We start from the raw sequence: 24,257 nt of genomic DNA, 5'->3' as shown, positions 1-24,257 counted from the left end.
CCGCCCAACCGGCCCAGGCCGCGCGCGGGGGCGCTGCGCCCAACGGCCATCGCGCCCGCATGAAATCCCTCATGCGCACGGCAGGCATGCTGCCCGTGCTCGTGCTGCTATGCATCGGCTTCGGCTTCCTGACCGATGGCTTCGTCACGTTCCAGAATCTCTCGATCGTCGCGCAGCAGGCGTCGATCAACATCGTGCTCGCCGCCGGCATGACCTTCGTGATTCTCACGGGCGGCATCGACCTCTCGGTGGGCTCGATACTGGCCGCCTCGGCGGTCACGGCCATGCTGTGCTCGACCGTGCCGGGCTGGGGCTGGCTGGGCATTCCCGCCGCGCTCGGCGTGGGGCTCGGCTTTGGCATCGTCAACGGCGCGCTGATCTCGCTGCTGCGCCTGCCGCCGTTCATCGTCACGCTCGGCTCGCTCACGGCCGTGCGCGGCATCGCCCGCCTCATCGGCCACGACACCACCGTCTTCAATCCGCAACTCTCATTCGCCTTCATCGGCAACGGCACGGTGTTCGGCGTGCCCTGGCTCGTGATCATCGCGCTGGTGGTGGTGGCCGTGTCGTGGTTCGTGCTGCGCCGCACGGTGCTTGGCCTGCACATCTACTCGGTGGGCGGCAACCCCGAAGCGGCGCGCCTCTCGGGCATCAAGGTGTGGGGCATCGAGATGTTCGTCTATGCGGTCTCGGGCCTGCTCGCGGGCCTGGGCGCGGTGATGTCGGCCGCGCGCCTCTATGCCGCGAACGGCCTGCAGCTCGGCCAGTCGTACGAACTCGACGCCATCGCGGCGGTGATCCTGGGCGGCACGAGCTTCGTGGGCGGCGTGGGCTCGATCGTCGGCACGCTGATCGGCGCGCTCATCATCGCGGTGCTCTCGAACGGCCTCGTGCTGCTGGGCGTCTCGGACATCTGGCAATACATCATCAAGGGCCTCGTGATCGTCGGCGCCGTGGCGCTCGACCGTTACCGCCAGCGCGGCTCGGCGCGCACCTGAAACGCTTGACCGGCCTTGAACCGGCTTTGAACCGGCTTTGAAAGCGGGGGCAGGCGGTCCTCCTGCCCCCGCCCTGCATGACACACACCAACCGGACCCCTCTGGAGACATCGTTATGTTCAAGAAAAAGGCTGCTTTCGCTGTTCGCGCCGCTGCCGCACTCGCGCTCGGTTTCGCGCTGCAGGGCGCGCATGCCGCCGACAAGCAACTGAAGTCGATCGGCATCACCGTGGGCTCGCTTGGCAATCCTTACTTCGTCACGATCGTGCAGGGTGCCGAAGCCAAGGCCAGGCAGCTCAATCCGAATGCGAAAGTCACCGCCGTGTCCGCCGACTATGACCTGAACAAGCAGTTCACGCAGATCGACAACTTCATCTCGGCGCACGTCGACATGATCCTGCTGAACGCCTCCGATCCGAAGGCGATCGAGCCGGCCGTGAAGAAGGCGCGCGCCGCGGGCATCGTGGTGGTGGCCGTGGACGTGGCTGCCGCGGGCGCCGACGCCACCGTGCAGACCGACAACGTGAAGGCCGGCCAGATCTCGTGTGAATATCTGGCGAAGAAGATCAACGGCAAGGGCAACGTGATCATCGAGAACGGCCCGCAGGTCTCGGCCGTGATCGACCGCGTGAACGGCTGCAAGCAGGTGCTCGCGAAGTCGCCGGGCATCAAGATCCTCTCCGACGACCAGGACGGCAAGGGCTCGCGCGAAGGCGGCATGAACACCATGCAGGGCTATCTCACGCGCTTCCCGCAAGTGGCCGGCGTGTTCACCATCAACGATCCGCAGGCCGTGGGCAGCGATCTGGCCGCCAAGCAGCTCAATCGCAGCAACATCGTGATCACCTCGGTGGACGGCGCGCCCGATATCGAAACGGCGCTCAAGACCAGCACGCTGGTGCAGGCCTCGGCAAGCCAGGATCCGTGGAAGATGGCGCAGACGGCCGTGCAGGTGGGCTACGACATCATGAACGGCAAGAAGCCCGCCAATCCGCTGATCCAGATGACGCCGCAGCTCATCACGCGCGATAACATCGGCAGCTACAAGGGCTGGTCGTCGCCGCATTGAGTGGCTTTATTCGGCGTTGCCCCTGTCATGATTCAGGCGTGCGCCTCCGGACTGGCGCACGCCTCGCTGCCCACGCGGCTATACCAGCGGCTGAAGACATCAGCCGGCATCGGCTTCGCATAGAGAAAGCACTGCATGTAATTCACGCCGCGCGCGCGCAGATACTCGAACTGCGCCTGCGAGTCCAGGCCCTCCGCCACGATGCGCGCGCCCAGGCTGTGAGCGAGGCCAACGATGGTGTCTAGCACGACTGCGCTGCGCCCCTCGGCATCGATCGTAAGCACGAAGCCTCGATCGATCTTCAGGATATCGAAGGGAAATTTCTCCAGATAGGACAGCGCGCAATACCCCGTGCCGAAATCGTCGATCGCGACCTGCACGCCTTCGCCGCGCAATGTGTCCAGATTGTGCCGCGCCTGCCCGGTATTGCGCATGATCGAGCGCTCGGTGATTTCCAGCACGGTCTGGATCTGACGCCCTTCGATCTGGGCGATGAAGCGCCGCACGTCAGGTAGCAGGTCCTCGCCCGAAAGATGCTCCGGCGAGAAGTTGATGCCCAGGTGAAAGCCTGCCGCGTGCCCCAGCGCATGACGTCGCGCGCGATCAACTTCAGCAGATGCTGCGTGAGCGGCACGATCACGCCGTCTTCCTCGGCGGCCTGAATGAACTCGTCGGGGCGCACCGCGCCGATGCCCGGACGCACCCAGCGCAGCAGCGCCTCGGCCCCCTCGCAACGGCCCGACTCGACGCCATACAGCGGCTGATATTCGACGTGGAATTCGCCCGCGCGTATCGCGCGCAGCAACTGCTCGCGGCGCGACTGGCGGCTGCGCTGCATGCGGTGCACGAGCCACGCGAGCAGCGCGGAGAACGCCGCCACCCATGGCATGTAACGCAGCAGCAGGCCGCCCCAGATGTCGTTCAGGTGCGCGGGCTCGCCGTAAAGCTGCAGGTCGATCACGCTGCCCGCAAACAGCTTGCGCGTATCGGCCACGAGCGGACTCGAGGCCAGCGGGGTATCGTCACGGGCTTCGCGCAGCGAGGTGCCGGTGCCCACGCGCAAATCGGCCTGGCGATACACGGAAAGCGGAGCGGCCGCGCGCAGCAAGTCGAGCAGATATTGCGAATCGACCACCGCAACCACGGTGCGTGCGCCTGGCGCGCGCACGCCCACCAGCAGCGTCGGGCGATCGACCACCATCGGCGTGTGCGGCACGATCGCGAGCCAGTCGCCGCGCGGCAGGCGCCCATTGACGGCCATCGCGGCGTGCGGGGCGAGCGCCTGCTGGCCGAGCGCCGAAGTGCAGACAAGTCGATCGCCGTCGACGATATTGAGCGTGCGGATATACGGCTCCATGGCCGCGCCGAGCGTCGGCCGCAGGCCGATCACACCATGCGGCTCAGGCGCACTCGATGCGATTGCGTCCGCCTTTCTTCGCGCGATATAGCGCGCCGTCACTGCGCGAAAGCGCGGCTTCGACGCTCGGGTCGCCGGCGCGCAACTGCGTGACGCCGATGCTGACCGTGAGCGGCACTCCGACGGCCCCGCCCGCGAGCGGCGCGCGGGCAATGCAATCCTGGATGCGGCGCGCGACCGTGCACGCGCCGTCGAGATCGGCGCCGCCGAGCAGGAGCGCGAATTCCTCGCCGCCGATGCGCCCGGCCACATCGCCTGCGCGCAGATGCGTGCGCAGGATTCCGGCGAAATGGCGCAACGCCTCGTCGCCCACGGCATGGCCGAAGCGGTCATTGATTGACTTGAAATGATCGAGGTCGCACATCAGCACGGCGGCGCTCGCGTGGCCGACATGGCCGGGGTTGCCCACGCTGTCCGCATGGCGTAACAGCGCAAGCTGCGCCTCGAGCCGCATCATGAAGTGGCGACGGTTCGCGAGGCCCGTGAGGCCGTCGGTCGTGGCGAACTCCTGCAGCTCGGCCTCGATGCGCTTGCGCTCGGTGACGTCGGTAATGAAGCCGTGCCAGACGATCACGCCATCGGCGAGGCGCTGCGGCTTCGCATCGCCCTGCCGCCAGCGCAGCCCCTGGCGCGGCAGGCACACGCGATATTCCAGGTGCCACGGGGCAAGCGTGGCCGCCGAAGCCGCGAACGACGCGCGGTACGCGTCGAGATCGTCGGGATGAATGAGCGCCTCGATCGCGCGTGCGTGCGCCGCGACCTGCGCCGGCGCGAGCTCGTAAATCTCCGCGATGCCCGCGCTCGCGTAAGGCAGACTCATGTGGCCGCTGGGCGTGCGGCGGCACTGGAACACGAGACCCGGCACTTCATTCGTGAGATTGGTGACGAGGCTGGCCGACTCACGCAGGCGCTCCGCCATCTGGTGCATCGACGTCACATCGGTCGTGGTGCCGATCATGCGCAGCGCGCGGCCCTCGCTGTCGCGCGCGGTGACCTTGCCGCGGCTGCAAATCCACTTGTAACTGCCGTCCTTGCAGCGGATGCGGTGCTCCACTTCGTATTGCTCGGTGCGGCCCTCGAAGTGGGCCTGCATGGTGGCCTTCACGTAGTCGATATCGTCGGGGTGCAGGCGCTGGTAGCTGTCTTCGATGCGGTTGGTCACCTCGTCGTCGGCGTAGCCGAGCATCGCTTTCCAGCCGCTGGAATAGCGGATTTCCCCGGTGGCCACATCGCGATCCCAGATGCCCGTGCCGCTGCCGGCGATGGCTAGCGCGAGGAGCCGCTCGCGAGCGCGCAGCGATTCGAGTTCCTCGAGCAGCATGGCTTCGGCGGGGGACGGCGCGCCCCGGGTTTCGATGGTCGATTCCTGCGCCGCCAGCGCCGCGATCACGCGCGCGAAGTCGTCGAGGCTCGCACGGTCGGCCGGCGAAAGCTTGCGCGGCCCATGATCGAGCAAGCACAGGCTGCCCAGCGGGTCCCCGCCGGCCCCGCGCAGCGGCCAGGCCGCCACGAAGCGAAACGGTAGCGCGCTCGCGCGCGACAAGCACGCCTGCCATGCGGGGGCGGCCCCGAGATCGCTGACGATGAACGGCTCGCCCGCGCCTGCGATGTCATGCGGCTCAGCCGTGCCAGCCGGACCGCTCATGGCGAGCGCGCTCTGTGCAGAGCGGATTTCGGCCAGCGCCTCGCGCAACGGTAACGCAACGCCCGATGCAGCGGCGCCCGCGGCTTCCACACCCGCGCCCGCCCATGCCGGCGCGCCGTCCGCCGCATCGCCGGGCAACACGCACGCGGCCGCCACGCCGAAATGGCGGGCCACGAGCCGCATCAGCGCATCGAGCAGGGAATCGAGCCCGTTCGCGGCATGCGAGCCCGCGCTATGCACGCCGGGCACGCGGACGCTCCCATGCGCATCGCGAGCCGGCGCCGTGGGCGGGACGAACGTAGATTCGGCTGACGATTGGGAAACGGGCATGGCGCGCGCGGGGACGAAAAAAACGAGCGCCCAGTATATCAGCGCCGATTTTTCAACCGGACGGCGTAGCCGCACGCGCTGTGCCCGCTTTCGTTGCGGGCGCATCGGCGCCCGGCGCCAAGCCCTCTGCGTACGCAACCGGACAAACCCTCCTCCCCACTCGCTGCGCCGCGTGACTAAACTATTTCTGTCGGCGCCCGCTGCATCACCATTGCATCCCGGTCCACGTCCGCCAGCACGATTGCCCTGGGAGGTGTGCTGTGCTCCGCCTCATTTTCGCCCGCACCTCGCGCCCCGCGGCGGCGCTCACGCTGGCGCTCGCCAGTGCTTTCTGCCTCCGGACGAACGCGGCAACGCCCGTGCCGGCGCCCAGCGTATCCAGCGCCAACAAATCCGCGCCAGGCAAGCCCGCTGCCGTCACTCGCGCTGGGACCATCGCCGGAGCTTCATCAGTCACGCCCTCCGCGATGGCCACGCCGGACTTCTTCGCGCTCGCCGAGCGCTACGGCCCTGCCGTCGTGCACGTGATCGCGCGCGGCCCCGACGACCAGTCCGAAGCGCCCGGGCAGGAAGCCATCGACGCCGACGACCCGTTCTTCGCGTTCTTCAGGCGTGCGCCGCGGCCACCGTCCGAGGGCCAGCCCGGCGCGCCGCGCGCGATGACGGGCGCGGGCTCCGGCTTCATCGTGACCTCGCATGGCCTCGTGTTCACCACGGCGCACGTTGTGGACAAAGCCGACGAAGTGATCGTGCGGCTGACCGACAAGCGCGAATTCAAGGCCCAGGTGGTGGCCGTCGACCCGCAGAGCGACGTCGCGGTGCTGCAGATCGACGGCGCGCGCAATCTGCCGTTCGTGAAGCTCGGCGCCTCGTCGAAGCTGCGCGCGGGCGAACCGGTGCTTTCGATCGGCTCGCCCGACAGCTTCCAGAACACCGTGACGACGGGCATCGTCAGCGCAACCTCGCGCACGCTGCCCGATGGCAAGGCGTTCCCGTTTCTGCAGACCGATGTGGCAGTCAATCCCGACAACTCCGGCGGACCGCTGTTCAATCGCGCGGGTGAGGTGATCGGCATCGACGTGCAGCTATACGCCGATAGCGGCCACTACGAAGGCCTGACCTTCGCGATTCCGATCGAAGCCGCGAACCAGTTCCGCGCACAGTTGCAGGCCGCGCACGCGGCAGCGCCCGCCGCCACTGCCGACGCCAACGCCGATGCGAGCCCAGGCGCGGGCGGCGCCGGCAGCACGCACGCGACCCGCACCTTCGGCATGCGCGTCGAAGATGTGAGCGCCGGGATCGCCGCGGCGCTCGGCTTGCCGCACGCGAGCGGCGCGCTCGTCGACGCCGTCGAACCGGGCTCGCCCGCCGCGGCGGCGGGCGTGAACCCGGGCGACGTCATCGTGGGGGTGGGTGACAAACCGGTCGACCGTGCCGCTGCGCTCGCCGAGCAACTCGCCGCCGTGCCGCCCGCGACGAAAATCCCACTGTCGGTGATCCGCAACCGGCAGCCGGCGCAGGCGCACTTCACGAACGCGGCCGCCGCCGGGACGCAGGCGGCCATTGCACCCAATGCACCCAATGCACCCAATGCGGCAACTGATGTGCATGCGGTTCCTGCACCCGCACCTGCGCTAGCGGCGGCCCCTGCCCCTGCACTAGCGGCAGCGCCCGCGCCAGCAGCAGCGGTTGCGGCGCCTGCCGTGGCCGCCGCAGCCGCCACCCCGGCCGTCGCCAATACGGCACAGGTGAACGACGTCAAGGCCGTGAAGACGGCCATGACGCAAGCGGCCGTCCAACCGCCCGCCAAACCACCGGTTACGCCAGACGCCCAGGCGCCCCGCCATACCGCGGATCGCCTTGGCCTCATCACGCACTCGCTGACCGATGACGAAAAGCGCTCGACCGGGCTGCCGCTCGGGCTGATGGTGGAGGACTCGACCGGCCCCGCCGCGAAAGCCGGCGTGCGGCGCGGCGACGTCGTGCTGACGCTCAACGAAATGCTGGTCGAAACCGAGGACCAGGCCGCCGAGCTCGAGGCCAAGGCGACGAGGAGCATGGACGTGCTGATCCAGAGAAACCATGCGCGCAGCTTCGTTGCGGTGAAGCTCCAGTGAGGGCACGCGCGCGCAATGAGTGGTTGAAGCCCAAACGTCCACAGCGTGCAACGCCGATACCCCGCTCATGAAAGGCTGGGCTCGGCGTTGGCAAGCGGATATCGCGAACGCGTCTAGTGCGGCGCCGGCGTTGGCGTCAACTGCGCATAGACGTCGTGCGCGAGCTGCAGCAGCACCCTGCGATCGATGCCGCCGGACAACGCATAGCCAAAATCGCCGTCGATCCAGTAGAACACATTCACCGGGCCGTCCTGGTAGAGCTTGAACGCAGTCGTATTGCTGCTTGCCCTGCGGTGCGAGATGCACAGCGTCACGCGCTCGCCTTGCGCGTTGTGATACATGAACTGCGCAACGTCGCCATTCGCGCCGGGCAGCAAACGCCCGCCCTGGAGCTCGAAGCCGCTCTTTGCCAGCATCGGCGCATGCACGTTGGTGCCGAGCCGGTTCGCGAGCCACTGCGCGAAATCCTGCTCCCGGCGCGCGCCCATCGTGTCGGGGCGATCCACCTCGGGCATATAGACCACGTGCGCGAGCGCGGCCTCGTGCACGAAGTTCATGGTCGAGTCCGCGCTCGCCGTGGATAGATTCGCATGCTGATCGCCGCGGCCCGCCGCGCCGTCCAGCATGTCCGCGCCATAATGCGTGCCCCAGCCAATGCCCACGCCCAGCACCAGTGCCGCCGCAAGACCCGCGAACTTCGGCCAGTTCGCAGCTTCGCGCGCGCCCCGCCGTGCCGGCTCGCCGGAATTGCCGAGGGTGTCCGAAGCACCGGAGCGGCTGGCCGGTTCGATGCGCAGTCGCGCGGGCACAGGCTCGCTCAGCACACGATCGTAACGCTCGTGCAGCAGGTTGTTCAGCGCGAAGAAATCGCTCGTGCGCGCAGCAAGATCGGGATTGCGTTCGAGCTCGCGCTCGACGTCGGCGCGGCGCGCCTGCGCCAGCGTGCCGTCCACGTAAGCGTGGATTTCGTCTTCGGTCACGGGATTACGTTGCTCGCTCATCGCACCACCTTCAGATTCGCACGCGGGACGGCACCGGCCATGAGCGCGCGCAGTCGCTCACGTCCCCGCGAAAGCCGCGACATCACCGTGCCGATGGGGATGTCCAGCGCCAGCGCCACGTCGGCGTAACTCATTTCCTCCAGCCCGACCAGCAGCACCACCTCGCGCTGCTCGAGCGGCAGGCGCTGCAGCGCGAAGTCGAGATCGCGCACTTCCAGGGTGCCGGACTGGGTGGCCGGCACCGCGTAATCGGTCTCGGGCACGCTCTCGTCGTCGACGCTCACATGGGTGCCGCGCGCCGCCGATTTGCGCACCTGATTCACGAACAGGTTGTGCATGATCGTGAAGAGCCAGGCGCGCAAATCCGTACCCGCCTGAAACAGCGCCATGCGCGCGAGTGCGCGCTCGAGCGTGTCCTGCACGAGGTCATCCGCGAGCTCCCGGTTGTTGATCAGCGCGCGGGCATAGCGCCTCAGGCGCGGCACGTGTTCTATCAGCTCGTCACGGAAATCCATGTTCCATCCTCGCGGTCCTCGCCATTCTCGTCTGCCCGTTCATCGTGGGTGCTCATCGCTGCTGCTCCGCATTGCCTGCCTCGTCCACGCGTGCCGCCGGCTCCCGGGTGGCGAGGTCCGCCGCGCGCATCAACCCGCGCGTGCGCGCATCGCCCGCGAGCACCCAGCGCTCGCCATGCCCGCTCCATCCGAGCAGGCGCAGATTGCCGGCGCGGCGCGCGCTCCATTGCCGCCCGGCGCGCGCGAACCACGCGCGCGACACGAGCAGCACGACCGGTTTCCCCTCGCTGTTTTCATAGACCCAGCGCCGCACCCGCACAAACGGCCCGAGCTCGACCGTGCCGGAAGCCACGAGCCGCAAGCCCACTGGCGAGAAATCGAACGGCGCGGAGATGCTGGCCGGCGTCGGCGGCACGCGTTCATCGGGTAGCGGCGCAGCCAGCAACGGCGTGAACTGCACGGACGACGCGGGCGATGCCGCCGAAGCGCCGTTGCCGGCCTCCATGAACGCCATGACCGCCGCGTCGTCGAGAACCTGGACACTGGGCCCGGAAACGGCGAACCACGCCAGCGCCGCGCCGGCCAGCATACCCGCGAGCGCAAGCACGGCGCTGCGGTAGCGCCCGCCGCCATAGGGCCCGGTCCGATCACGGCGCAGCGACGCGGGCCGACGGATGGCGGCCTCGGCTTCGGCCCCGGACTCCGGGAACGCATGACGAAGCTCGACATTGAGCCGACGATAAAACAGGATCCGATGCCATTCGCCCGGGCGCACCGCCAGATAGCGGCGCACGCGCGCGACCCGCTCGCTGGCTAGCGCGCCATCGGTATAGGCGTGGATATCGCCTTCGGACACCGGCCGCTCATCGCGCGGCCCCTGCAACGCCATGATTGGCCACCGCGTGAGTTGGGGACGATGGACTAACACGCGTGCTTTGCCGCTTATTCCATGCGGGGACGCAATTTCTTGATACGCGGAGCGACGGCCGCGTTCAATGCGCCGACTTCGGCGCTTCGATGACTTCGATCACGTCGCGGGCGCGGCAGTGTTACGGGTGAGCTCCCCCCCGCCCCGTCACCGCCGTCGAATACGCCACACGATTACGCCCTTCGCGCTTGGCCCGATAAAGCGCCGCGTCGGCCTCTTCGATCAGCGCGGTTTCGGCGAGCGTTTCAGTGGGCGTGAGCGTGGCTACGCCCACGCTGATCGTGAGATGCTCGCTCACCGCGGAACCGCTATGCGGCAGCGCCAGCTCCGCCACGTCGCGGCGCATTTTCTCGGCCAGCAGGCGCGCAAGCGCGCTGCCCGCGCCCGGCAGCACGACGGCGAACTCCTCGCCGCCGAAGCGCGCCACGAGATCGCGCGGCTGGTTCACCTCGCGGCGGATCGTGGTGGCCACGGAGCGCAGCACGTTGTCGCCCGCCACGTGGCCATAGGTGTCGTTATAGGGCTTGAAGTAATCCACATCGATCATCAGCAGCGAGACTTCGCTGGTCTCGCGCTGCGCGCGCCGCCATTCCGCGCCAAGGAATTCGTCGAAATAGCGCCGGTTCGAGAGCCCCGTGAGGCCGTCCGACTGCGTGAGGCGGCGCAGTTCCAGATTCGCCTTGAGCAGTTCCTGCTGCGAGCGGCGCAGCGCGCGATAGGCCTCGTCGCGCTGGAGCATATTTACATAGGATCGCGAATGATATTTGACTCGCGCGATAAGCTCGACGCTGTCCGGCAGCTTGACGAGATAGTCGTTCGCGCCCGAGGCGAAAGCCGCGCTCTTGATCGCCGGCTCCTCCTTGGTGGAGAGCACGATGATGGGCACGTCGCGCGTGGCGTCGTTGGCGCGATAGGCGCGCACCAGCGTGAGGCCGTCGGTGCCCGGCATCACGAGATCCTGCAGGATCACGGTCGGGCGCACCTGCTCGGCCATGCGCACAGCCTGGTCGGGATACGCGCAGTAATGGAAGTCGATCTCGCGCTCGCTCGACAGCGCCCGCCGCACGGCCTCCGCGACGATCGCCTGATCGTCCACCAGCAGCACCATCATCGGCGCCTCCAAGCCGGGCAGCGGCTGCGCGAGCGCCGTGCGCACGGCAGCGAGCGCGCTTTCGAGCGATGCCTCGTCGGGCCCGCCTTCGGCCAGCTCGGAGTCGGCTGCGGTCGATGGATTCGGCTTCTCGGTCATGGTTCTGTCACTTTTACGGTCGGTGTTTCTAACGCTTGATGTCTGCTCGATGCCGGCTGTACGTCCATCGGCAGCAGTTATGGTTTCTTCGCCGGCAGTCTTTAAGGCGTCGGCGGGCTCGTCATCGCTACCATGCTCAGGCGGCTCGCCAGTTCGCCGGCAATCGCCGCAAGCGGCAGGATCGCGCGCGCGGCGCCCAGCGCGGCGGCGGCCCTCGGCATGCCGTAGACGGCGCTCGTCGCCTCGTCCTGGGCGATCGTGTAATAGCCCTTGGCGCGCATCGCCTTCAGGCCGATCGCGCCATCGCGCCCCATACCCGTGAGCAGCACGCCGATCGCCTCGCCCGGCCAATGCTCGACCACGCTATGAAAAAAGGTGTCCACGGATGGGCGATACGGCGTCTCGGCCGGTTCGCGCGTGTAGGCGAGGCGCCCGGAAGCCATCATGCACAGATGGTCGTTGGTTGCCGCAAGCAGCGCTTCGCCCGCCACCACGCGGTCGCCCTCATTCGCCACGCGCACCGTGAGCGCGGTTTGCCCGTCGAGCCACTCCGCCATGCCGCGCGCGAACGACTGGTCCACATGCTGCACGATCACGATGCCCGCGTTCAGGGTCGCCGGCAGTGCGCCCAACACCTCCGCGAGCGCCGTGGGCCCGCCCGCCGATGCGCCGATCGCCACCAGCGGCGTGCGCGCATCGGCGCCGGCCGCGAACACCTCGGGCGCGCGCGCCGTTTCCAGCGTGCCGTTCACGCGGCCGATCCGGTCGATCTTCGCGAGCAGGAGGTCCATCGTGCTGCGCGCGGCGGGACCCGCCAGCGTAGGCGTGTCGACCGCGTCGAGCGCGCCCGCGCCCATCGCCTCGTACACGCGCCAGGCGTTCGCGCCCACGCTGCTCGTGACGATCAGGATCGGGCACGGCGAGCGCGCCATGATGCGCCGCGTGGCCTCTACGCCGTCCAGCCTCGGCATCACGAGATCCATCAGGATCACGTCGGGCGGCTGCGCGGCGCAGAAGTCCACGGCCTGCTCGCCGTCGGCGGCCACCCACAGCACGCGATGCCCGGGCCGCCCCGCAATGGCGTGGCGCAGCGCCTCCACGGCGAGCGGCATGTCGTTCGCGATACCGATGTTCATCAGGTCGCCTCTCCGATCAGGTCGTTCACGGCATCGAGCAGCGCTTCGTCGTGGAAGCTGCCCTTGGTCAGATAGTAGTCGGCGCCGGCGTCGAGGCCGCGGCGCCGGTCGTCCTCGCGGTCCTTGTACGAGACGATCATGACCGGCACGCCGCGCTGCTGCGGATCGTTGCGGATCATCGTCACGAGTTCGATGCCGTCCATGCGCGGCATGTCCACATCGGTGATCACGAGATCGTACTGGCCGTTGCGCAGCGTGTTCCAGCCGTCCATGCCGTCCACCGCCACGCTCACCGCGTAGCCGCGTTTTTCGAGGAGCTTGCGCTCCAGCTCCCGCACGGTCAAGGAATCCTCGACCACGAGAATGCGCTTGCGTTCGCGCGCCTGGGTGTCGCCGCCGCGCGCCACGCCTGCGAGCTGCCCTTCGCGCACGAGGCGCGCGACCGAGGCCACGAGATCCTCCACGTCGACGATCAGCGCCACCGCGCCGTCTTCGAGCAGCGCGGCGGCAGCCACGTTGCGCACTTTGCCGAGGCGGGCGTCGAGCGGCTGCACCGCCAGCGTGTGCTCGCCCGCGAAGCGGTCCACCGCGATGCCGTAAAGCGCCGCTTCGTGGTCGGCGCCGTGGCCCGCGCTGATGAGCACGACGCACACATCGTCCGCGCTCGCCGGCTCGCCGCTCGCGCCGAGCAGCTGGCGCGCCGTGACAAGCCCCACGGGCCGCCCTTCGTGAACGATGTGCTGCTGGCCCTCCAGCATCTCGATGGCTTCGCGCGGCACGCGCAACGCGCGACGCACATGCGCGAGCGGGAACGCGTAGGCCTCGCCCGCGACCTCGACGATCAGGCTGCGCACCACCGAAAGCGTGAGCGGCAATTGCAGCACGAAGCGCGTGCCGCGCCCCGCCGCGCTTTCGATACGCACCGTGCCGCGCACGGCCTTGGCGAAATTCTGCACCGCGTCGAGCCCCACGCCGCGCCCGGACACGTCGGTCACGCGCTCGCGCATCGTGAAGCCGGGCAGCAGCAGGAAGTCGAGCAGCTCGGGCTCGGACATGGCCGCCACGGCCTCGGGCTGCGCGAGGCCGCGCGCGACGATCGCGTGCCGCAGCGCTGGGAGGTCGACGCCCGCGCCGTCGTCGGCCACGGCAATCAGCAGCTTGCCCGCGCTGTGGCGCGCTTCGAGCGTGAGTTGCGCCTCGTCGGGCTTGCCGGCGCTGCGCCGCGTCTCGGGATCCTCGACGCCATGATCGAGCGCGTTGCGCAGCAGGTGGCCGAGCGGCGCGTCGAGCATTTCGAGGATGTCGCGGTCCACCTGGGTCGCTTCGCCTTCGATGACGAGGCGCACGCGCTTGCCCAGCGAGCGCGCGAGGTCGCGCACGATGCGCGGGTACGCATGCGCCGTGTCGCCAAACGGGCGCATGCGGCATTGCAGAGCTTCGTCGTAGAGCCGTTGCGCAAGCTGCGTGCCGCGCCGGTCGATGCGATCGAGGTCGTCGAAACGTTCGGCGAGCTGGCGCTCCAGCGCCGCCAGCTGATCGCGAATGCCCGCGAGCGACGCGTGCGCCTCGGCGCCGAGCGCCTGCGCATGGCGCTCGTGAAAATGGCCGAGCGCGGCAAGCACCTCGCCCTGGGCGCGGCGCGCGCGCAGCAGATGGTTCGCAAACGGGCGCATGCGCCGCGACTCCACCAGCGACTGGCCCGCGAAACCCAGCAGGCGGTCGAGCGTGCCGGCGCGCACGCGCAGCATGCGGTCGAGGTCCTGGGCGGCGTGGTTGGGGTGAGCGGCGGGGGTGTCGGCGCGGGTGTCGGCGCGGGTGTCATCGGATTGCGCAGGCTCGACCGTGGCGGCGTCCGACCCCGGCGTGCCTGCGAGACTCGCGGCTAGCAACGCCTCGGCGGCGGCGTCCGCTTGCGCTGCGTCCTTCACGCGCGCCTCGTCGGCCAGTCCGGCGGGCGCTGCGCCGGAACCCGCCGCGCTCCCCGCCCCCGCCAGCCGCGCCACGAAATCGTCGACGACTTCGCGCGCGAGCGGCGGCGCCGACGCGTCGCCTGCCGCCAGCAGCAGATCGATGCCCACCAGCAGTGCGTCGATGCGCGCCGCATCGATCGTCACCTCGCCGTGCTGCGCGGCGACGAAGCAGTCCTCCATCGCGCTCGCCACGTCCACGGCCTCGGGCAAGCCGACGATGCGCGCCGCGCCCTTGAGCGAGTGCGTCGCGCGCATGCACGCTTCGAGCGTGGGCGCGTCGGCGGGCGCGGACTCCAGCGCGAGCAGGCCCGCCGAGAGCGTGCGCGTCTGCGTCTGCGCTTCCTCGCGAAACAGGTCGAGCAGCGAGCGGCGGCTCAGTTCGTCGTCGCTCATCGCAGGCTCCGGGTTAGCGCGCCGAACAGCGCGTCGGGTTCGAGCACGCCCACCGAACGCCCGCGCCAGGCGAACACGCCGCGCACGTGCCGGCCCGCTGCGTGCGCGAGCGTGGCGGGCGCGGGCAGCAAATCGCCCGAGCCGAAGTAAGCCACGCCGTCGACCTCGTCGACGGGAAACGCCGTCGTCTCGCCCTCCCACTCGGCCACGAGCAGACGCGGCGTGGCCGCTGCCGTTGCGTGATTGGCCGTTGCGTGCGCTGCCGCGCCTATCCGCAGCAACTCGGCGAGCGACGCCGTCAGCGTGAGCACGCCGCGCACGTTCACGACGCCGAGCACCGCCGGACTGCGCCGGTGCGGCAGCGAGTGAATCGGCCGCGCCTCGCCCACGTAGCGCAGCGCCTGCGCGCTGAGCGCGAGCCACTCCGCGCCCACGCGGAACACCAGCGAGCCTTCCCGCCGCGCCGCGCCGGTTTGAGCCGGCGATTGCAAGGTGTGGACGTCCCCGGCTTCGGTCTCGAGCGACGCACGCTGTGCCGGGCGATCGAGCATGCGCGCGGCAGCCTCTTCGAAGACGGGGCAGTTCAGGCAGCGCACATGGTGCGCGAGACGCTCGCACGAGCCATCGCCGAGCGTGCCGATGCGGTTCCAGCAATCGTCGAGCGGCACGGCGCGCGCAGTCGAATCGTGCATGGCGTCATGCCCTGGCGGGTTCGCTTGCATGTCGTTCAGGTATGGGGAGGTCCAGTCACGCATCCGCGTCTCCGTGGCGACGCGACACGGCTGGCGCGGCGCGTTCGGCGCGACGCATCAGGCGGCGCGCACCCTGCGCGTCGCCCTGCACTTCGAGCAGCGCGGCCAGGTGCGTGAGCGCCTCGTAATGGCCGGGCTCCAGATACAGCGCCTTGCGATAGTGCTCCAGCGCCAGCGCGGGCCGGCCCTGAGCGTCGGCGATCAAGCCGAGCAGATACCACGCCTCTGCATCTTGCGGGGATGCTTGCGCGACTTGCGCGGCGGCGCGGGCGGCTTGGTCGAGCGCGCCCGAATCGGCGAGGCGGCGCGCGGACGCCAGCGTAGCGACGCTCGACGTAGCGACGCTCGACGTAGCGACGCCCGACGTAGCGACGCCCGGCGCGGCGAATGCACCATTCACCTGTACCGCCGGCTGTGCGCGTGCGCCCCCCAAGCTTGCAGGCGGCGCGCCGGCGGCGCGCGCAACGGAAAACGCTTTCCCCGCCGCTACAGCCGCTACAGCCGCGGCACCCGCGACGCCGCTCGTGCGCGCGGACAGCGCAACGGACGGCGCATGCCGCGCCAGCGGCGGAGCCTGCACGGCGGAATGCAGCGCCACAGTGGGCAACGCATTTGGCAACGTCTTCGGCAACGCAGCAGCTGCCCCCGCCCCGGCAACCCTTAAGGCATCCGAATCATGCGCCCGGCGCACGGCGCGCTCATCCGGCGCGATAAAGCCAAACGCCAGCGGAATCTGCGCCGAGATCCAGTCATGACGCATCATGAGCCCCGTTTCGGCCGGCCCGACGAAAATCATGCCGCCCTCGGCAAGGCGCGCGCGCAGCAGGCCGATCGCGCGGTCCTGCGCCTCGCGATCGAAATAGATCAGCACGTTGCGGCAGAAGATGAAGTCATAGCGCACCGGATGCGCCGCGAGCCAGTCGAACAGGTTCGCGCGCTCGAACGACACGGCGCGCCGCACGGCGTCGGCGAGCTGCCAGCCGTCCGGCGCCGCATGAAAGTAGCGCTCGCGAAACCCGCCAAGCGCCGGCGCCTCCCCGCGAAACGCATTGCGCCCATACACGCCGCGCGTGGCGGCCTCGATCGAGGTGGCGCTGATATCGATGGCGTCGATGCCGAACTGCGTCTGCGCGAGGCCCGCATCCATGAGCGCCATCGCCGCCGAATAGGGTTCCTCGCCCGTCGAGCACGGCACGCTGAGCACCCGCACGAGTTCGCCGGGTGCCGCCGCATGGCGCTGCACGCCGCCGCGCGCGAGCGCTGCGAATGCTTCGCGCTCGCGGAAGAACCAGGTTTCGGGCACGACAAGCGCGTCGATGAGCGCCTGGCGCTCGGCGACATCGGTCGTCAGACGCGCCCAATAAGCGTCGCACACCGCTTCGGGCAGCGCCGCGCCGCCCTCCCATTGCGCCGGCAGCGCACCTGCGCGCGCAGCGCTCGCCTCGTGAGGCGCGGTCTTGCCACCGTGGTCGTGCCCGGTCACGGTCAGGGCCGCGCGCGCGGCCACCGCGCGCGCCAGCGCGTGAGCGCCCAGCGATTCGGCGTCGATGCCGGTCTGCTGCGCGAGCCAGGCCACGAAGCGCGGGTCCACCTGCTGCGGGGCGGACATCATGGCGCGCGCCCGGTCGGCGAAACGCTGCCGGAAGCCGCATCGCGCCAGGTGGGCGGATCCGGAAACAGCAGCGCGCGCACCCGCTCGTCGAGCAACTGCTCGACCTTCACCCATTGCACGAAACCGTGCGGGTCGCTTGCCACCGGGCCGAGCCAGCGCGCCTCGGGCGTCGCGATGCCGGCTTCGGCGAACGCTTCAGGCGAAAGTGTCTGGGTGCGCGTCGCGCATTCGAGCAGCAGCGCGATGCGGCGCGGCGGCACGCCATCGCCGGGGGTAAGCGCAGGCGTGGCCGAAAGCGTATTGGAAGCCGCCGGCGCGTTGTCGTCCACCAGCACGAGCCGCGTCGACATCAGCATGCGCGCGGGCCGGCCGAGCGCCAGCATCGCCATGTCGATCACCGGCACCGGCGCGCCCTCGTGATCGATCACGCCCGCGATATACGGCGGCGTGCCCGCGAACGCGCGCACCGGCTGCAGCGGCAACACGCGCACGATCTCGCGCGCATCGAGCGCGTAACGTTCGCTGTCCAGCTCGAACACGAGAAACAGCATCGCGGCTCCGTTCAATGAAACGGCAAGCCAGGCTCGCCGCTGCCCAAGCCCACACCCGCACTTATGCCCGCAAGCATCGGCATCAATCCGCTCACGCCTCGATCCTGAAGCGCGACACGCCGGTGCGCAGCTCGTTGGCCACCAGCGTGAGGTTGTCGATGGCCTGCGACGACTGGCGCAGCGACTCCGCCGTCTGCTGCGCGGCTTCCGAAAGCTGCGTGAGCGCCTGGGTGATCTGCTCGGCGCTGGTGGCCTGCGCCTGCATGCCGTCGTTGACCACCTGGAAGCGCGGCGCGAGCGTCTGCACCGCGCCGATGATCTGCGAAAGCTGCGCGCCCACTTCCTGCACGTCGTGCATGCCGCGGCGCACTTCCTCGGCGAACTTGTCCATGCCCATCACGCCCGCCGAGACCGCCGACTGGATCTCCTTGACGGTCTGCTCGATGTCGTAGGTGGCCACCGCCGTCTGGTCGGCGAGACGCCGGATCTCGGTCGCCACCACCGCGAAGCCGCGTCCGTACTCGCCGGCCTTTTCAGCCTCGATGGCGGCGTTCAGCGAAAGCAGATTGGTCTGGTCGGCAACCTTGGTGATGGTCGCCACCACCTGGTTGATGCTCACGGCCTTCTCGTTGAGGATCGAGAGCTTGGCGTTTACCGAACCCGCCGCCTCCATCACGCTGCGCATGGTGTCTTCCATGTGCGTGAGGCCGCTCTGGCTCGTGCTCGCGAGCGCTGCCGACTGCTCGGCCACGGTCGCCACTTCGCCCATCGTGCGCACGAGGTCGCGCGCGGTCGCGAAGATCTCGCGCGAAGTCGCGCCGATCTCGGTCGTGGTGGCCGCGGTCTCGCTCGCCGTGGCCTGCTGCTCCTTCGAGGTGGCCGCTACTTCAGCCACCGAGGTGCTCACCTGCAGCGACGACTTCTGCGCCTGGGCCACGAGGCTCGTGAGCTCGTCGCTCATGCGGTTGAAACCGTCCTCGAGCACGCCAAATTCGTCCTGACGGTTCAGTTGCAGGCGCTGCGAGAGATTGCCCATGCGCATTGAATCGTGCACCTCGACGAGGCGCGCCATCGGCCGCGTGATCGCGCGATGCAGCGCATAGCCGGTCACGAGCGAGGCGAGCAGCACGACGGCGAGCGCCGCCGCGAGCGCGATTTCGGTGCCCGCGACCGATCCGCGGATGGTCTGTGCGGACTCGTGGGCCTGTCTGCGGTTTTCGTCGACGAGCTCATTGGAGGCAGTGAGCACCTCTTGCCACGAGGCATCGATCTGGAGGAACGCGGCCTGCGCGGCGGCGCGTTGCGCCGGCAATTGCCGCGCGACGGCCATCAGTTGCGGCAGAACGCGCGCGTAAGCGTCGTGAAAGTGCTGGTACTGTGCGCGGTCGTCGCCGCGAAACACCGTGGCCTCGTAGTGCGCGCCGTTCTCGTCGACCTGCTTGACGGCGGCGGGCAACTGGCCGAGCACGCGCGCCATGCCGGCCGCATCGGGCTCGACAAAGGTGGCGCGCTCGACGATGTCGTGCACGTCGGAGGTGGACGCGCGCAGCGCCGTCGAATAGTACAGCCCCGGCACGGAATCGCGCGTGAGGCTCACGGCTTCGTCGTCGATGGTGCGCAGGCGGTTGTAGGAGATCGCGGCCATCACGAGCATGAGCACGAACAGCAAGCCGAAGCTCAAGACGATGCGCGTTCCAAGGGTATAGCGACCTTGAGTCTGGCGCGGCAGTCCGGCGGAGCCGGAACGGGGCATGGCTGTGCTCATTACGCGTGGCCTTATCCGGGTGAAGAAGAATGACGCCCGTTGCTCGCGCCATGTGCGCAAACGAACAGACGCCGCAGCAAAAGCCAGTGGGCCGGGCTTCCGGGGCGTAGTGTAATGCGTCCCGGCACTTTTATGGGATGAGGGAAGAACAGGATGCGCCGACGCCACACTATGCAGCGCGGATAACGGGATTACGGCAGGGATACCGAATACATGAGGCCGGGGCCATCGGAAGCCTGCGCTCGCCATCGACGGGAGACATCGGAATTCGTCGCCCGAGGATCGGACCGAGGTCCGATACCCAATGGGCGCGACGGCACATAGATTCAAACTCCCACCGGGAAACTGGCTGACACGTGGACATCAACGGAGACAGCATGACGAGCTGAAAGCGGTGCATCTGGCCAGCCACTTTGAGTCCATCTTGCTGGTTAAGATCAACCAGTCCTGCCAGATCGGCGGGATGATCCAGCAAGCGGTGCGGCTTGGACCAGCAGCCCGGTCGCGATTCAGTCGTCACGGGGCAATAGGCCGACGAAACGCCTGCAGGAGAGCGTCATGAAGACTTTGGTGATACTGGCATGCCTGGCATTGTCTGCGAACGCATTCGCAGAATGCGCGAGGAATGCCCGAGGTGAAACGGTATGCGGCAACGGGCAAACGGCCGGCGGCTATAACCGCAATACCGGCACGGCCTGGACATCCCAGGCGAACCAGAATGGCGTGCGGACGACGCAGACCAATCGTGGCGGGCAGGCGAAAACTATCAATGGCAAAGGCGTAATGAAAGGCCCCGGCGGGACCACCTGTTATCGGACCGCGGCCAGTCACGGTTGTAACTGATAGCGCTTGTGCGCCCAATACGTCGATCCGCTCACGCTGGCCAACATTTAAAGGTACTGCGCGGCGTAGAGGCTGATGATGGACGCTCAGAACGCCCTCGATAGAGCCGTAGAAAACATGCAGAAGCATTCGTAGCCGGGCACGCTCCCTTGCGCCCGGCGATATCACCCACCTTTGCGCGCAAACCTCACCACCGCATCCACCACCATCTCGCGATGCCGCGCACGCAGCCGCGGATGCGAAGGATCGCGCCCGAACGCCGCGCCGAAAGTATGGCGGTTGCTCACGCGATGAAAGCACATCGAGCTGATGAGCAAGTGCAGATCGATGGGATCGATGTCGTCGCGGAACGCGCCCGTGCGCACGCCGCGCGCGAGCAGATCCTCGATGGTGCGGATCACGCTGGCGTTGCGGCTGCGAAACGTCTTGAGCCGCTCGAGGTACTTCGCGCCGTGAATGTTCTCGATTGTCACGAGACGCACGAAGTCGCGATGGCGGTCGTGATAGTCGAAGGTGAATTCGACGAGACGCTTCAAGCCTTCCTCGGGATCGAGCTCGTCGATATGCAGGTCCTGCTCCAGCGCACGGATATCGGCGTAGACCTTGTCGAGCACCGCTTCGTACAGCCCTTCCTTGCTGCCGAAATAGTAATAGAGCATGCGCTTGGTGGTGTGGGTGCGCTCGGCGATCTGATCCACGCGCGCGCCCGCGAGGCCCATGGCCGAAAATTCCGCGGTCGCCACTTCCAGAATATTGCGCTTGGTCTGCTCCGGGTCGTACTTGCGCCGGCTTTCGGATTGAGCGTCGTTGCTTTCGGCCGAAGCCGCCGGTCTTGCCATTTTTCTGAGGAACGCGAGTGGGAAGGAATGCGGCCGATTCTAGCATGGGCTTCTGCGCATCCTTGCTGGCCGGCCCGCGCCAGACCGGCCTCCCAGGGCGCCTTCGTTGCGCTGTCTCGCGGCCCGTCTGGCCGGCCTCCCTGAGGGCCTTCGTTGCGCCTTCTCGCGGCCCGTCTGGCGAGCCGCCCGCCGACCCGGCGACCCGGCGCGGACCGCCGGAGCGCCAGGCCCGAGTGCCTTTTACAGCTCGATGCGCTTGATATCGCCGACCACGAAGATGTACGACGCGGCGCCCACCAGCGCAATCGCGCCGATGAACGCGAGCGCCCACACGAACGAGCCCGTCGCGCCCACGATCAGCCCGACCACGAGCGGCGTAACGATGCCGGCAAGATTGGCCGCCAGGTTGAAGATGCCGCCCGTGAGGCCGAGCATGCCGGCCGGTGCGATATCGGAAACGAGCGTCCAGCCGAGTGCGGCCATGCCCTGCGCGAAGAACGCCACCGAAAGAATCACGATCACCGTCACGTTGCTCTGCACGAAGTTCGCGAGAATGATGGACGATGCGAGCAGCAGGCCGGCGATGATCGGCAGCTTGCGCGCCACGTTGGCCGAGAAGCCCCGGCGCAGCATCCAGTCGGAGAACGTGCCGCCGAACATCACGCCAACCGACGCCGCGATAAACGGCATGATCGCGAAGAAGCCGATCTTGAGCCAGCCCATGTGGCGCTCGGTGGCAAGATAGGTCGGGAACCAGGTGAGGAAGAACACGAGCGTGGAGTTGCCCGCGAACTGGCCGAGGCAGATGCCCGCGAGCTGGCGCTTGCGCAGCAGCTTGCCGGCCATGCGCCAGTCGAAGGCCTTCTTGCCCGCTTTCTTGTCCCCTTGCTGGCCCTCGGCCGCGGCTGCGTCGTGCCTGGCAAGACCGCCGCCCGCCTCGATATAGTCGAGCTCCGCGCGATTGGCGCCCGGGTGATCGTGCGGCTCGCGGTAAAACGCCCACCAGATCAGCCCGAACACAATGCCCGCGCCGCCCACCACATAGAACAGCGAGCGCCAGCCGTACGCGCCCATCAGCGCGAAGAGGAACGGGCTGAAGAACGCGAGACCGATATACTCGCCCACCGTATAGGTTCCGGTCGCGAACGCGCGCTCGTGCTGCGGGAACCAGGTCGCCACCACGCGGCTATTGGTGGGGAAGCACGGCGACTCCGCCACCCCGAGCCCCAGCCGGCACGCGAGGAGCGCGCCCACGCTGCCCACGAAGCCCTGCACGAGCGTGCACAGCGACCAGAACGTCATGGCGAGGTAATACGTGAGCTTGCTGCCGAAGCGGTCGAGGAACACGCCGCCCGGAATCTGCGCGACCACATAGCTCCACGAAAACGCCGAAAACAGCAGCCCCATGAGTGCCGCGTTAATGCCCAGTTCCTTGGTGAGCTGCGGGGCCGCGATGCCGAGCACCGTGCGGTCCAGATAATTAATCATGGTGCCCACGGCCAGCAGGCCGAGGATGCGGTAGCGCGCCTTCGAGCGCCGCAACGCGCCTTCTGCGGGCGCGGCGTCAAGGGTAGGCGCGTCGCGCCCCGTCGATACAGGTGGTGCCATGTCTCTCTCCTGTCGACCAGAGTTGGCGGTTTGGCGCTTAACTCTGGTCCCATGTAAAACTAACTATCTATGTACGTGTAGCGCCGCCGTGATGCTCGAGCGGCGGGTAGCTTATTGGCCGGCGTCCTGCGCCAGCATCGACTGCAAATGCGCATACATCCGCTCGGCGTCCGGCTCCTGGCCGGTGAACAGCCGGAACGCGTCCACGGCCTGGTAGACCGCCATCCCGCCGCCGCTCAAGACACGGCAGCCGCGCGCCTCGGCCGCTTCGAGCAGCGCCGTGCGAATCGGGAAATAGACGATGTCGGCCACCCACAGGCGCGCGTGCAGATACTCGGCCGGCAGTGGCAAGCCAGGCAGCTTCGCCATGCCGGTGGGCGTCGCGTGAATAAGGCCCGTGGCGGCGGCCAGCGTCTGCTGCAAATCGCCATCGCTGCCCGCGCTCACGCGCGCCGCGGGAAAGCGTGCCTGCAATTCGCCGGCGAGCGCCTGAGCGCGCGTGGCGTCCACGTCGAACAGCGTGAGCGCGCGAGCCCCCATCTGCAGCGCGGCATGGGCGACTGCCGCGCCTGCCCCGCCTGCTCCCAGTTGCACGATCGCTTCGAGCGAGACGTCGGGCAGCCCGCGCTCGAACGCGGCGGCAAAACCCGACCAGTCGGTGTTGTGGCCGATGCGCCTGCCATCGCGGAACAACACGGTGTTCACAGCGCCCAGCGCGCGCGCATCGTCGGAGAGTTCGTCGAGCAGGGGAATCACGGCCTGCTTGCACGGATAGGTGATGTTCAGGCCGTCGAAACCCATGCGCTGCGCCGCGAGCAGCAGCTCGGGCAACGCGTCGACGGTGAGGCCGAGCGCATCGAGATCGATGCGCCGGTACACGGTGTTGAAGCCGAGCTCGCGCCCTTCCTTCTCATGCATCGCGGGCGTAAGCGAGCCGCCGATGCCCTTGCCGATCAGCCCGCAGAGAAACGAGCGCGGCTTGTTCGAGTGCTCGCTCATTTCGCCCCCTTATTCGCAGCTGTAGTTGCCGCCTTATTTGCCATCTTCGCTGCCAGCAGCGTGGCCATGCGTTCGAGCGCGAGCACATAGCCCTGGGTGCCGCAACCGACGATGATCGCCTCGGCAATCGGCGAGACGAACGAATGGTGCCGGAACGCCTCGCGCTTGTGGACGTTCGAGATATGGACCTCGATCACGGGCTTGTCGATGGCGGAAAGCGCATCGGCAATCGCAACCGAAGTGTGCGTATAGGCAGCGGGGTTGATGACGACGCCGTCGATGCGCGTGCGCGCCTCGTGCAGCCAGTCGATCAACTGATGCTCGGCGTTCGACTGGCGGAAGTCGACTTCGATGTGAAGCCGCTCGGCGGCTTCGCGGCACAAGCGCTCGACGTCATCGAGCGTTTCGGACCCATATATCGCGGGCTCCCGCGTTCCCAGCAGATTGAGATTCGGCCCGTTCAGGACCAGTACCGACGGCAATAGCATCAGGCGCTCCAGAATACACAACGACAACTCGA

General features: G+C 68.2%; 18 protein-coding genes and 2 pseudogenes. 4 read left to right on the top strand and 16 right to left on the bottom strand.

The features are described from left to right. Nucleotides 1–41 precede the first annotated feature (41 nt). Nucleotides 42–998: pseudogene (locus PWP93_RS30075) on the top strand (ABC transporter permease subunit); the annotation flags it as partial. Nucleotides 999–1,113: 115 nt separating this feature from the next. Beyond that, nucleotides 1,114–2,067 (top strand): ABC transporter substrate-binding protein, encoded by a 954-nt coding sequence (locus PWP93_RS30070; protein ID WP_421026893.1) that lies wholly within the window; start codon nucleotides 1,114–1,116, stop codon nucleotides 2,065–2,067. Between the two features lie 32 nt (nucleotides 2,068–2,099). Here PWP93_RS30070 and PWP93_RS30065 read toward each other — a convergent pair. Then, nucleotides 2,100–3,424: pseudogene (locus PWP93_RS30065) on the bottom strand (EAL domain-containing protein). Nucleotides 3,425–3,467: 43 nt separating this feature from the next. Then, nucleotides 3,468–5,378: a diguanylate cyclase gene (locus tag PWP93_RS30060; protein WP_421047277.1), complete on the bottom strand. Its 1,911-nt coding sequence runs from the start codon at nucleotides 5,376–5,378 to the stop codon at nucleotides 3,468–3,470. A 341-nt stretch (nucleotides 5,379–5,719) separates the two neighbouring features. On the opposite strand from PWP93_RS30060, the gene PWP93_RS30055 reads away from it, so the two are divergent. After that, nucleotides 5,720–7,576 (top strand): trypsin-like peptidase domain-containing protein, encoded by a 1,857-nt coding sequence (locus PWP93_RS30055; RefSeq protein ID WP_421047276.1) that lies wholly within the window; start codon nucleotides 5,720–5,722, stop codon nucleotides 7,574–7,576. Nucleotides 7,577–7,689: 113 nt separating this feature from the next. On the opposite strand, the gene PWP93_RS30050 is transcribed toward PWP93_RS30055, so the two are convergent. The 10 genes from PWP93_RS30050 to PWP93_RS30005 all read right to left on the bottom strand — a co-directional run bounded on the left by PWP93_RS30050 (nucleotide 7,690) and on the right by PWP93_RS30005 (nucleotide 19,448). After that, the gene (locus tag PWP93_RS30050) at nucleotides 7,690–8,577 is read right to left on the bottom strand and encodes an anti-sigma factor family protein (RefSeq protein ID WP_421047275.1); all 888 of its coding nucleotides are present in this window, start codon (nucleotides 8,575–8,577) and stop codon (nucleotides 7,690–7,692) included. Next, the gene (locus tag PWP93_RS30045) at nucleotides 8,574–9,092 is read right to left on the bottom strand and encodes a sigma-70 family RNA polymerase sigma factor (RefSeq protein WP_421047274.1); all 519 of its coding nucleotides are present in this window, start codon (nucleotides 9,090–9,092) and stop codon (nucleotides 8,574–8,576) included. Before PWP93_RS30045 ends, PWP93_RS30050 begins: the two co-directional genes overlap by 4 nt. Nucleotides 9,093–9,144: 52 nt before the next feature. Then, nucleotides 9,145–9,981, bottom strand: coding sequence for a transcriptional regulator (locus tag PWP93_RS30040; RefSeq protein WP_421047273.1), 837 nt, complete (start codon nucleotides 9,979–9,981; stop codon nucleotides 9,145–9,147). 160 nt (nucleotides 9,982–10,141) lie between these two features. After that, on the bottom strand, nucleotides 10,142–11,269 hold the full coding sequence (locus PWP93_RS30035) for a diguanylate cyclase (RefSeq protein ID WP_421047272.1): 1,128 nt from the start codon (nucleotides 11,267–11,269) through the stop codon (nucleotides 10,142–10,144). A gap of 101 nt (nucleotides 11,270–11,370) precedes the next feature. Further along, entirely contained in the window at nucleotides 11,371–12,405 is a 1,035-nt protein-coding gene (locus PWP93_RS30030) for a chemotaxis response regulator protein-glutamate methylesterase (RefSeq protein WP_421047271.1), read from the bottom strand. Beyond that, on the bottom strand, nucleotides 12,405–14,768 hold the full coding sequence (locus tag PWP93_RS30025; protein ID WP_421047270.1) for a hybrid sensor histidine kinase/response regulator: 2,364 nt from the start codon (nucleotides 14,766–14,768) through the stop codon (nucleotides 12,405–12,407). Before PWP93_RS30025 ends, PWP93_RS30030 begins: the two co-directional genes overlap by 1 nt. Then, nucleotides 14,765–15,460: a chemotaxis protein CheW gene (locus tag PWP93_RS30020; RefSeq protein ID WP_421047708.1), complete on the bottom strand. Its 696-nt coding sequence runs from the start codon at nucleotides 15,458–15,460 to the stop codon at nucleotides 14,765–14,767. Before PWP93_RS30020 ends, PWP93_RS30025 begins: the two co-directional genes overlap by 4 nt. 55 nt (nucleotides 15,461–15,515) lie before the next feature. Continuing rightward, entirely contained in the window at nucleotides 15,516–17,132 is a 1,617-nt protein-coding gene (locus PWP93_RS30015) for a CheR family methyltransferase (protein WP_421047269.1), read from the bottom strand. Beyond that, nucleotides 17,129–17,683 carry a chemotaxis protein CheW gene (locus tag PWP93_RS30010; protein ID WP_421047268.1) on the bottom strand — a complete coding sequence of 185 codons (555 nt, stop codon included), beginning with the start codon at nucleotides 17,681–17,683 and terminating at the stop codon, nucleotides 17,129–17,131. Before PWP93_RS30010 ends, PWP93_RS30015 begins: the two co-directional genes overlap by 4 nt. Nucleotides 17,684–17,774: 91 nt before the next feature. Then, nucleotides 17,775–19,448 carry a methyl-accepting chemotaxis protein gene (locus PWP93_RS30005; RefSeq protein WP_421047267.1) on the bottom strand — a complete coding sequence of 558 codons (1,674 nt, stop codon included), beginning with the start codon at nucleotides 19,446–19,448 and terminating at the stop codon, nucleotides 17,775–17,777. A gap of 558 nt (nucleotides 19,449–20,006) precedes the next feature. Between PWP93_RS30005 and PWP93_RS30000 the strand changes: the two genes are divergently transcribed. Beyond that, nucleotides 20,007–20,291, top strand: a complete 285-nt coding sequence (locus PWP93_RS30000) for a hypothetical protein (protein ID WP_421047266.1) — start codon at nucleotides 20,007–20,009, stop codon at nucleotides 20,289–20,291. Nucleotides 20,292–20,455: 164 nt separating this feature from the next. On the opposite strand, the gene PWP93_RS29995 is transcribed toward PWP93_RS30000, so the two are convergent. The 4 genes from PWP93_RS29995 to aroQ form a co-directional block, all read right to left on the bottom strand. Beyond that, a complete protein-coding gene (locus PWP93_RS29995) occupies nucleotides 20,456–21,130 on the bottom strand; it encodes a TetR/AcrR family transcriptional regulator (RefSeq protein ID WP_421047265.1) in 675 nt (224 codons plus the stop codon). A 240-nt stretch (nucleotides 21,131–21,370) separates the two neighbouring features. Next, entirely contained in the window at nucleotides 21,371–22,738 is a 1,368-nt protein-coding gene (locus tag PWP93_RS29990; protein WP_421047264.1) for an MFS transporter, read from the bottom strand. Between the two features lie 111 nt (nucleotides 22,739–22,849). After that, a complete protein-coding gene (locus PWP93_RS29985; RefSeq protein WP_421047263.1) occupies nucleotides 22,850–23,737 on the bottom strand; it encodes a shikimate dehydrogenase in 888 nt (295 codons plus the stop codon). Then, nucleotides 23,734–24,225, bottom strand: coding sequence for a type II 3-dehydroquinate dehydratase (gene aroQ / locus PWP93_RS29980; protein ID WP_421047262.1), 492 nt, complete (start codon nucleotides 24,223–24,225; stop codon nucleotides 23,734–23,736). The genes PWP93_RS29985 and aroQ overlap by 4 nt, the downstream gene beginning before the upstream one ends. Nucleotides 24,226–24,257: the final 32 nt, after the last annotated feature.

It is taken from the genome of Paraburkholderia sp. A1RI-2L (genome assembly GCF_048957375.1).
Taxonomy (GTDB): Bacteria; Pseudomonadota; Gammaproteobacteria; order Burkholderiales; family Burkholderiaceae; genus Paraburkholderia.
The sequence above is the reverse complement of the archived record's forward strand: the minus strand, read 5'-3'. Positions and strand labels throughout refer to the sequence as shown.

Coding starts and splice junctions, on each gene's coding strand:
- PWP93_RS30035 (WP_421047272.1), bottom strand. CDS start 11,269: ATGACCGAGAAGCCGAATCCATCGACCGCAGCCGACTCCGAGCTGGCC.
- PWP93_RS29990 (WP_421047264.1), bottom strand. CDS start 22,738: ATGGCACCACCTGTATCGACGGGGCGCGACGCGCCTACCCTTGACGCC.
- PWP93_RS30030 (WP_421047271.1), bottom strand. CDS start 12,405: ATGAACATCGGTATCGCGAACGACATGCCGCTCGCCGTGGAGGCGCTG.
- aroQ (WP_421047262.1), bottom strand. CDS start 24,225: ATGCTATTGCCGTCGGTACTGGTCCTGAACGGGCCGAATCTCAATCTG.
- PWP93_RS30050 (WP_421047275.1), bottom strand. CDS start 8,577: ATGAGCGAGCAACGTAATCCCGTGACCGAAGACGAAATCCACGCTTAC.
- PWP93_RS30045 (WP_421047274.1), bottom strand. CDS start 9,092: ATGGATTTCCGTGACGAGCTGATAGAACACGTGCCGCGCCTGAGGCGC.
- PWP93_RS29995 (WP_421047265.1), bottom strand. CDS start 21,130: ATGGCAAGACCGGCGGCTTCGGCCGAAAGCAACGACGCTCAATCCGAA.
- PWP93_RS30040 (WP_421047273.1), bottom strand. CDS start 9,981: ATGGCGTTGCAGGGGCCGCGCGATGAGCGGCCGGTGTCCGAAGGCGAT.
- PWP93_RS30070 (WP_421026893.1), top strand. CDS start 1,114: ATGTTCAAGAAAAAGGCTGCTTTCGCTGTTCGCGCCGCTGCCGCACTC.
- PWP93_RS30015 (WP_421047269.1), bottom strand. CDS start 17,132: ATGATGTCCGCCCCGCAGCAGGTGGACCCGCGCTTCGTGGCCTGGCTC.
- PWP93_RS30025 (WP_421047270.1), bottom strand. CDS start 14,768: ATGAGCGACGACGAACTGAGCCGCCGCTCGCTGCTCGACCTGTTTCGC.
- PWP93_RS30010 (WP_421047268.1), bottom strand. CDS start 17,683: ATGCTGTTTCTCGTGTTCGAGCTGGACAGCGAACGTTACGCGCTCGAT.
- PWP93_RS30005 (WP_421047267.1), bottom strand. CDS start 19,448: ATGAGCACAGCCATGCCCCGTTCCGGCTCCGCCGGACTGCCGCGCCAG.
- PWP93_RS30020 (WP_421047708.1), bottom strand. CDS start 15,460: ATGCACGATTCGACTGCGCGCGCCGTGCCGCTCGACGATTGCTGGAAC.
- PWP93_RS29985 (WP_421047263.1), bottom strand. CDS start 23,737: ATGAGCGAGCACTCGAACAAGCCGCGCTCGTTTCTCTGCGGGCTGATC.
- PWP93_RS30000 (WP_421047266.1), top strand. CDS start 20,007: ATGAAGACTTTGGTGATACTGGCATGCCTGGCATTGTCTGCGAACGCA.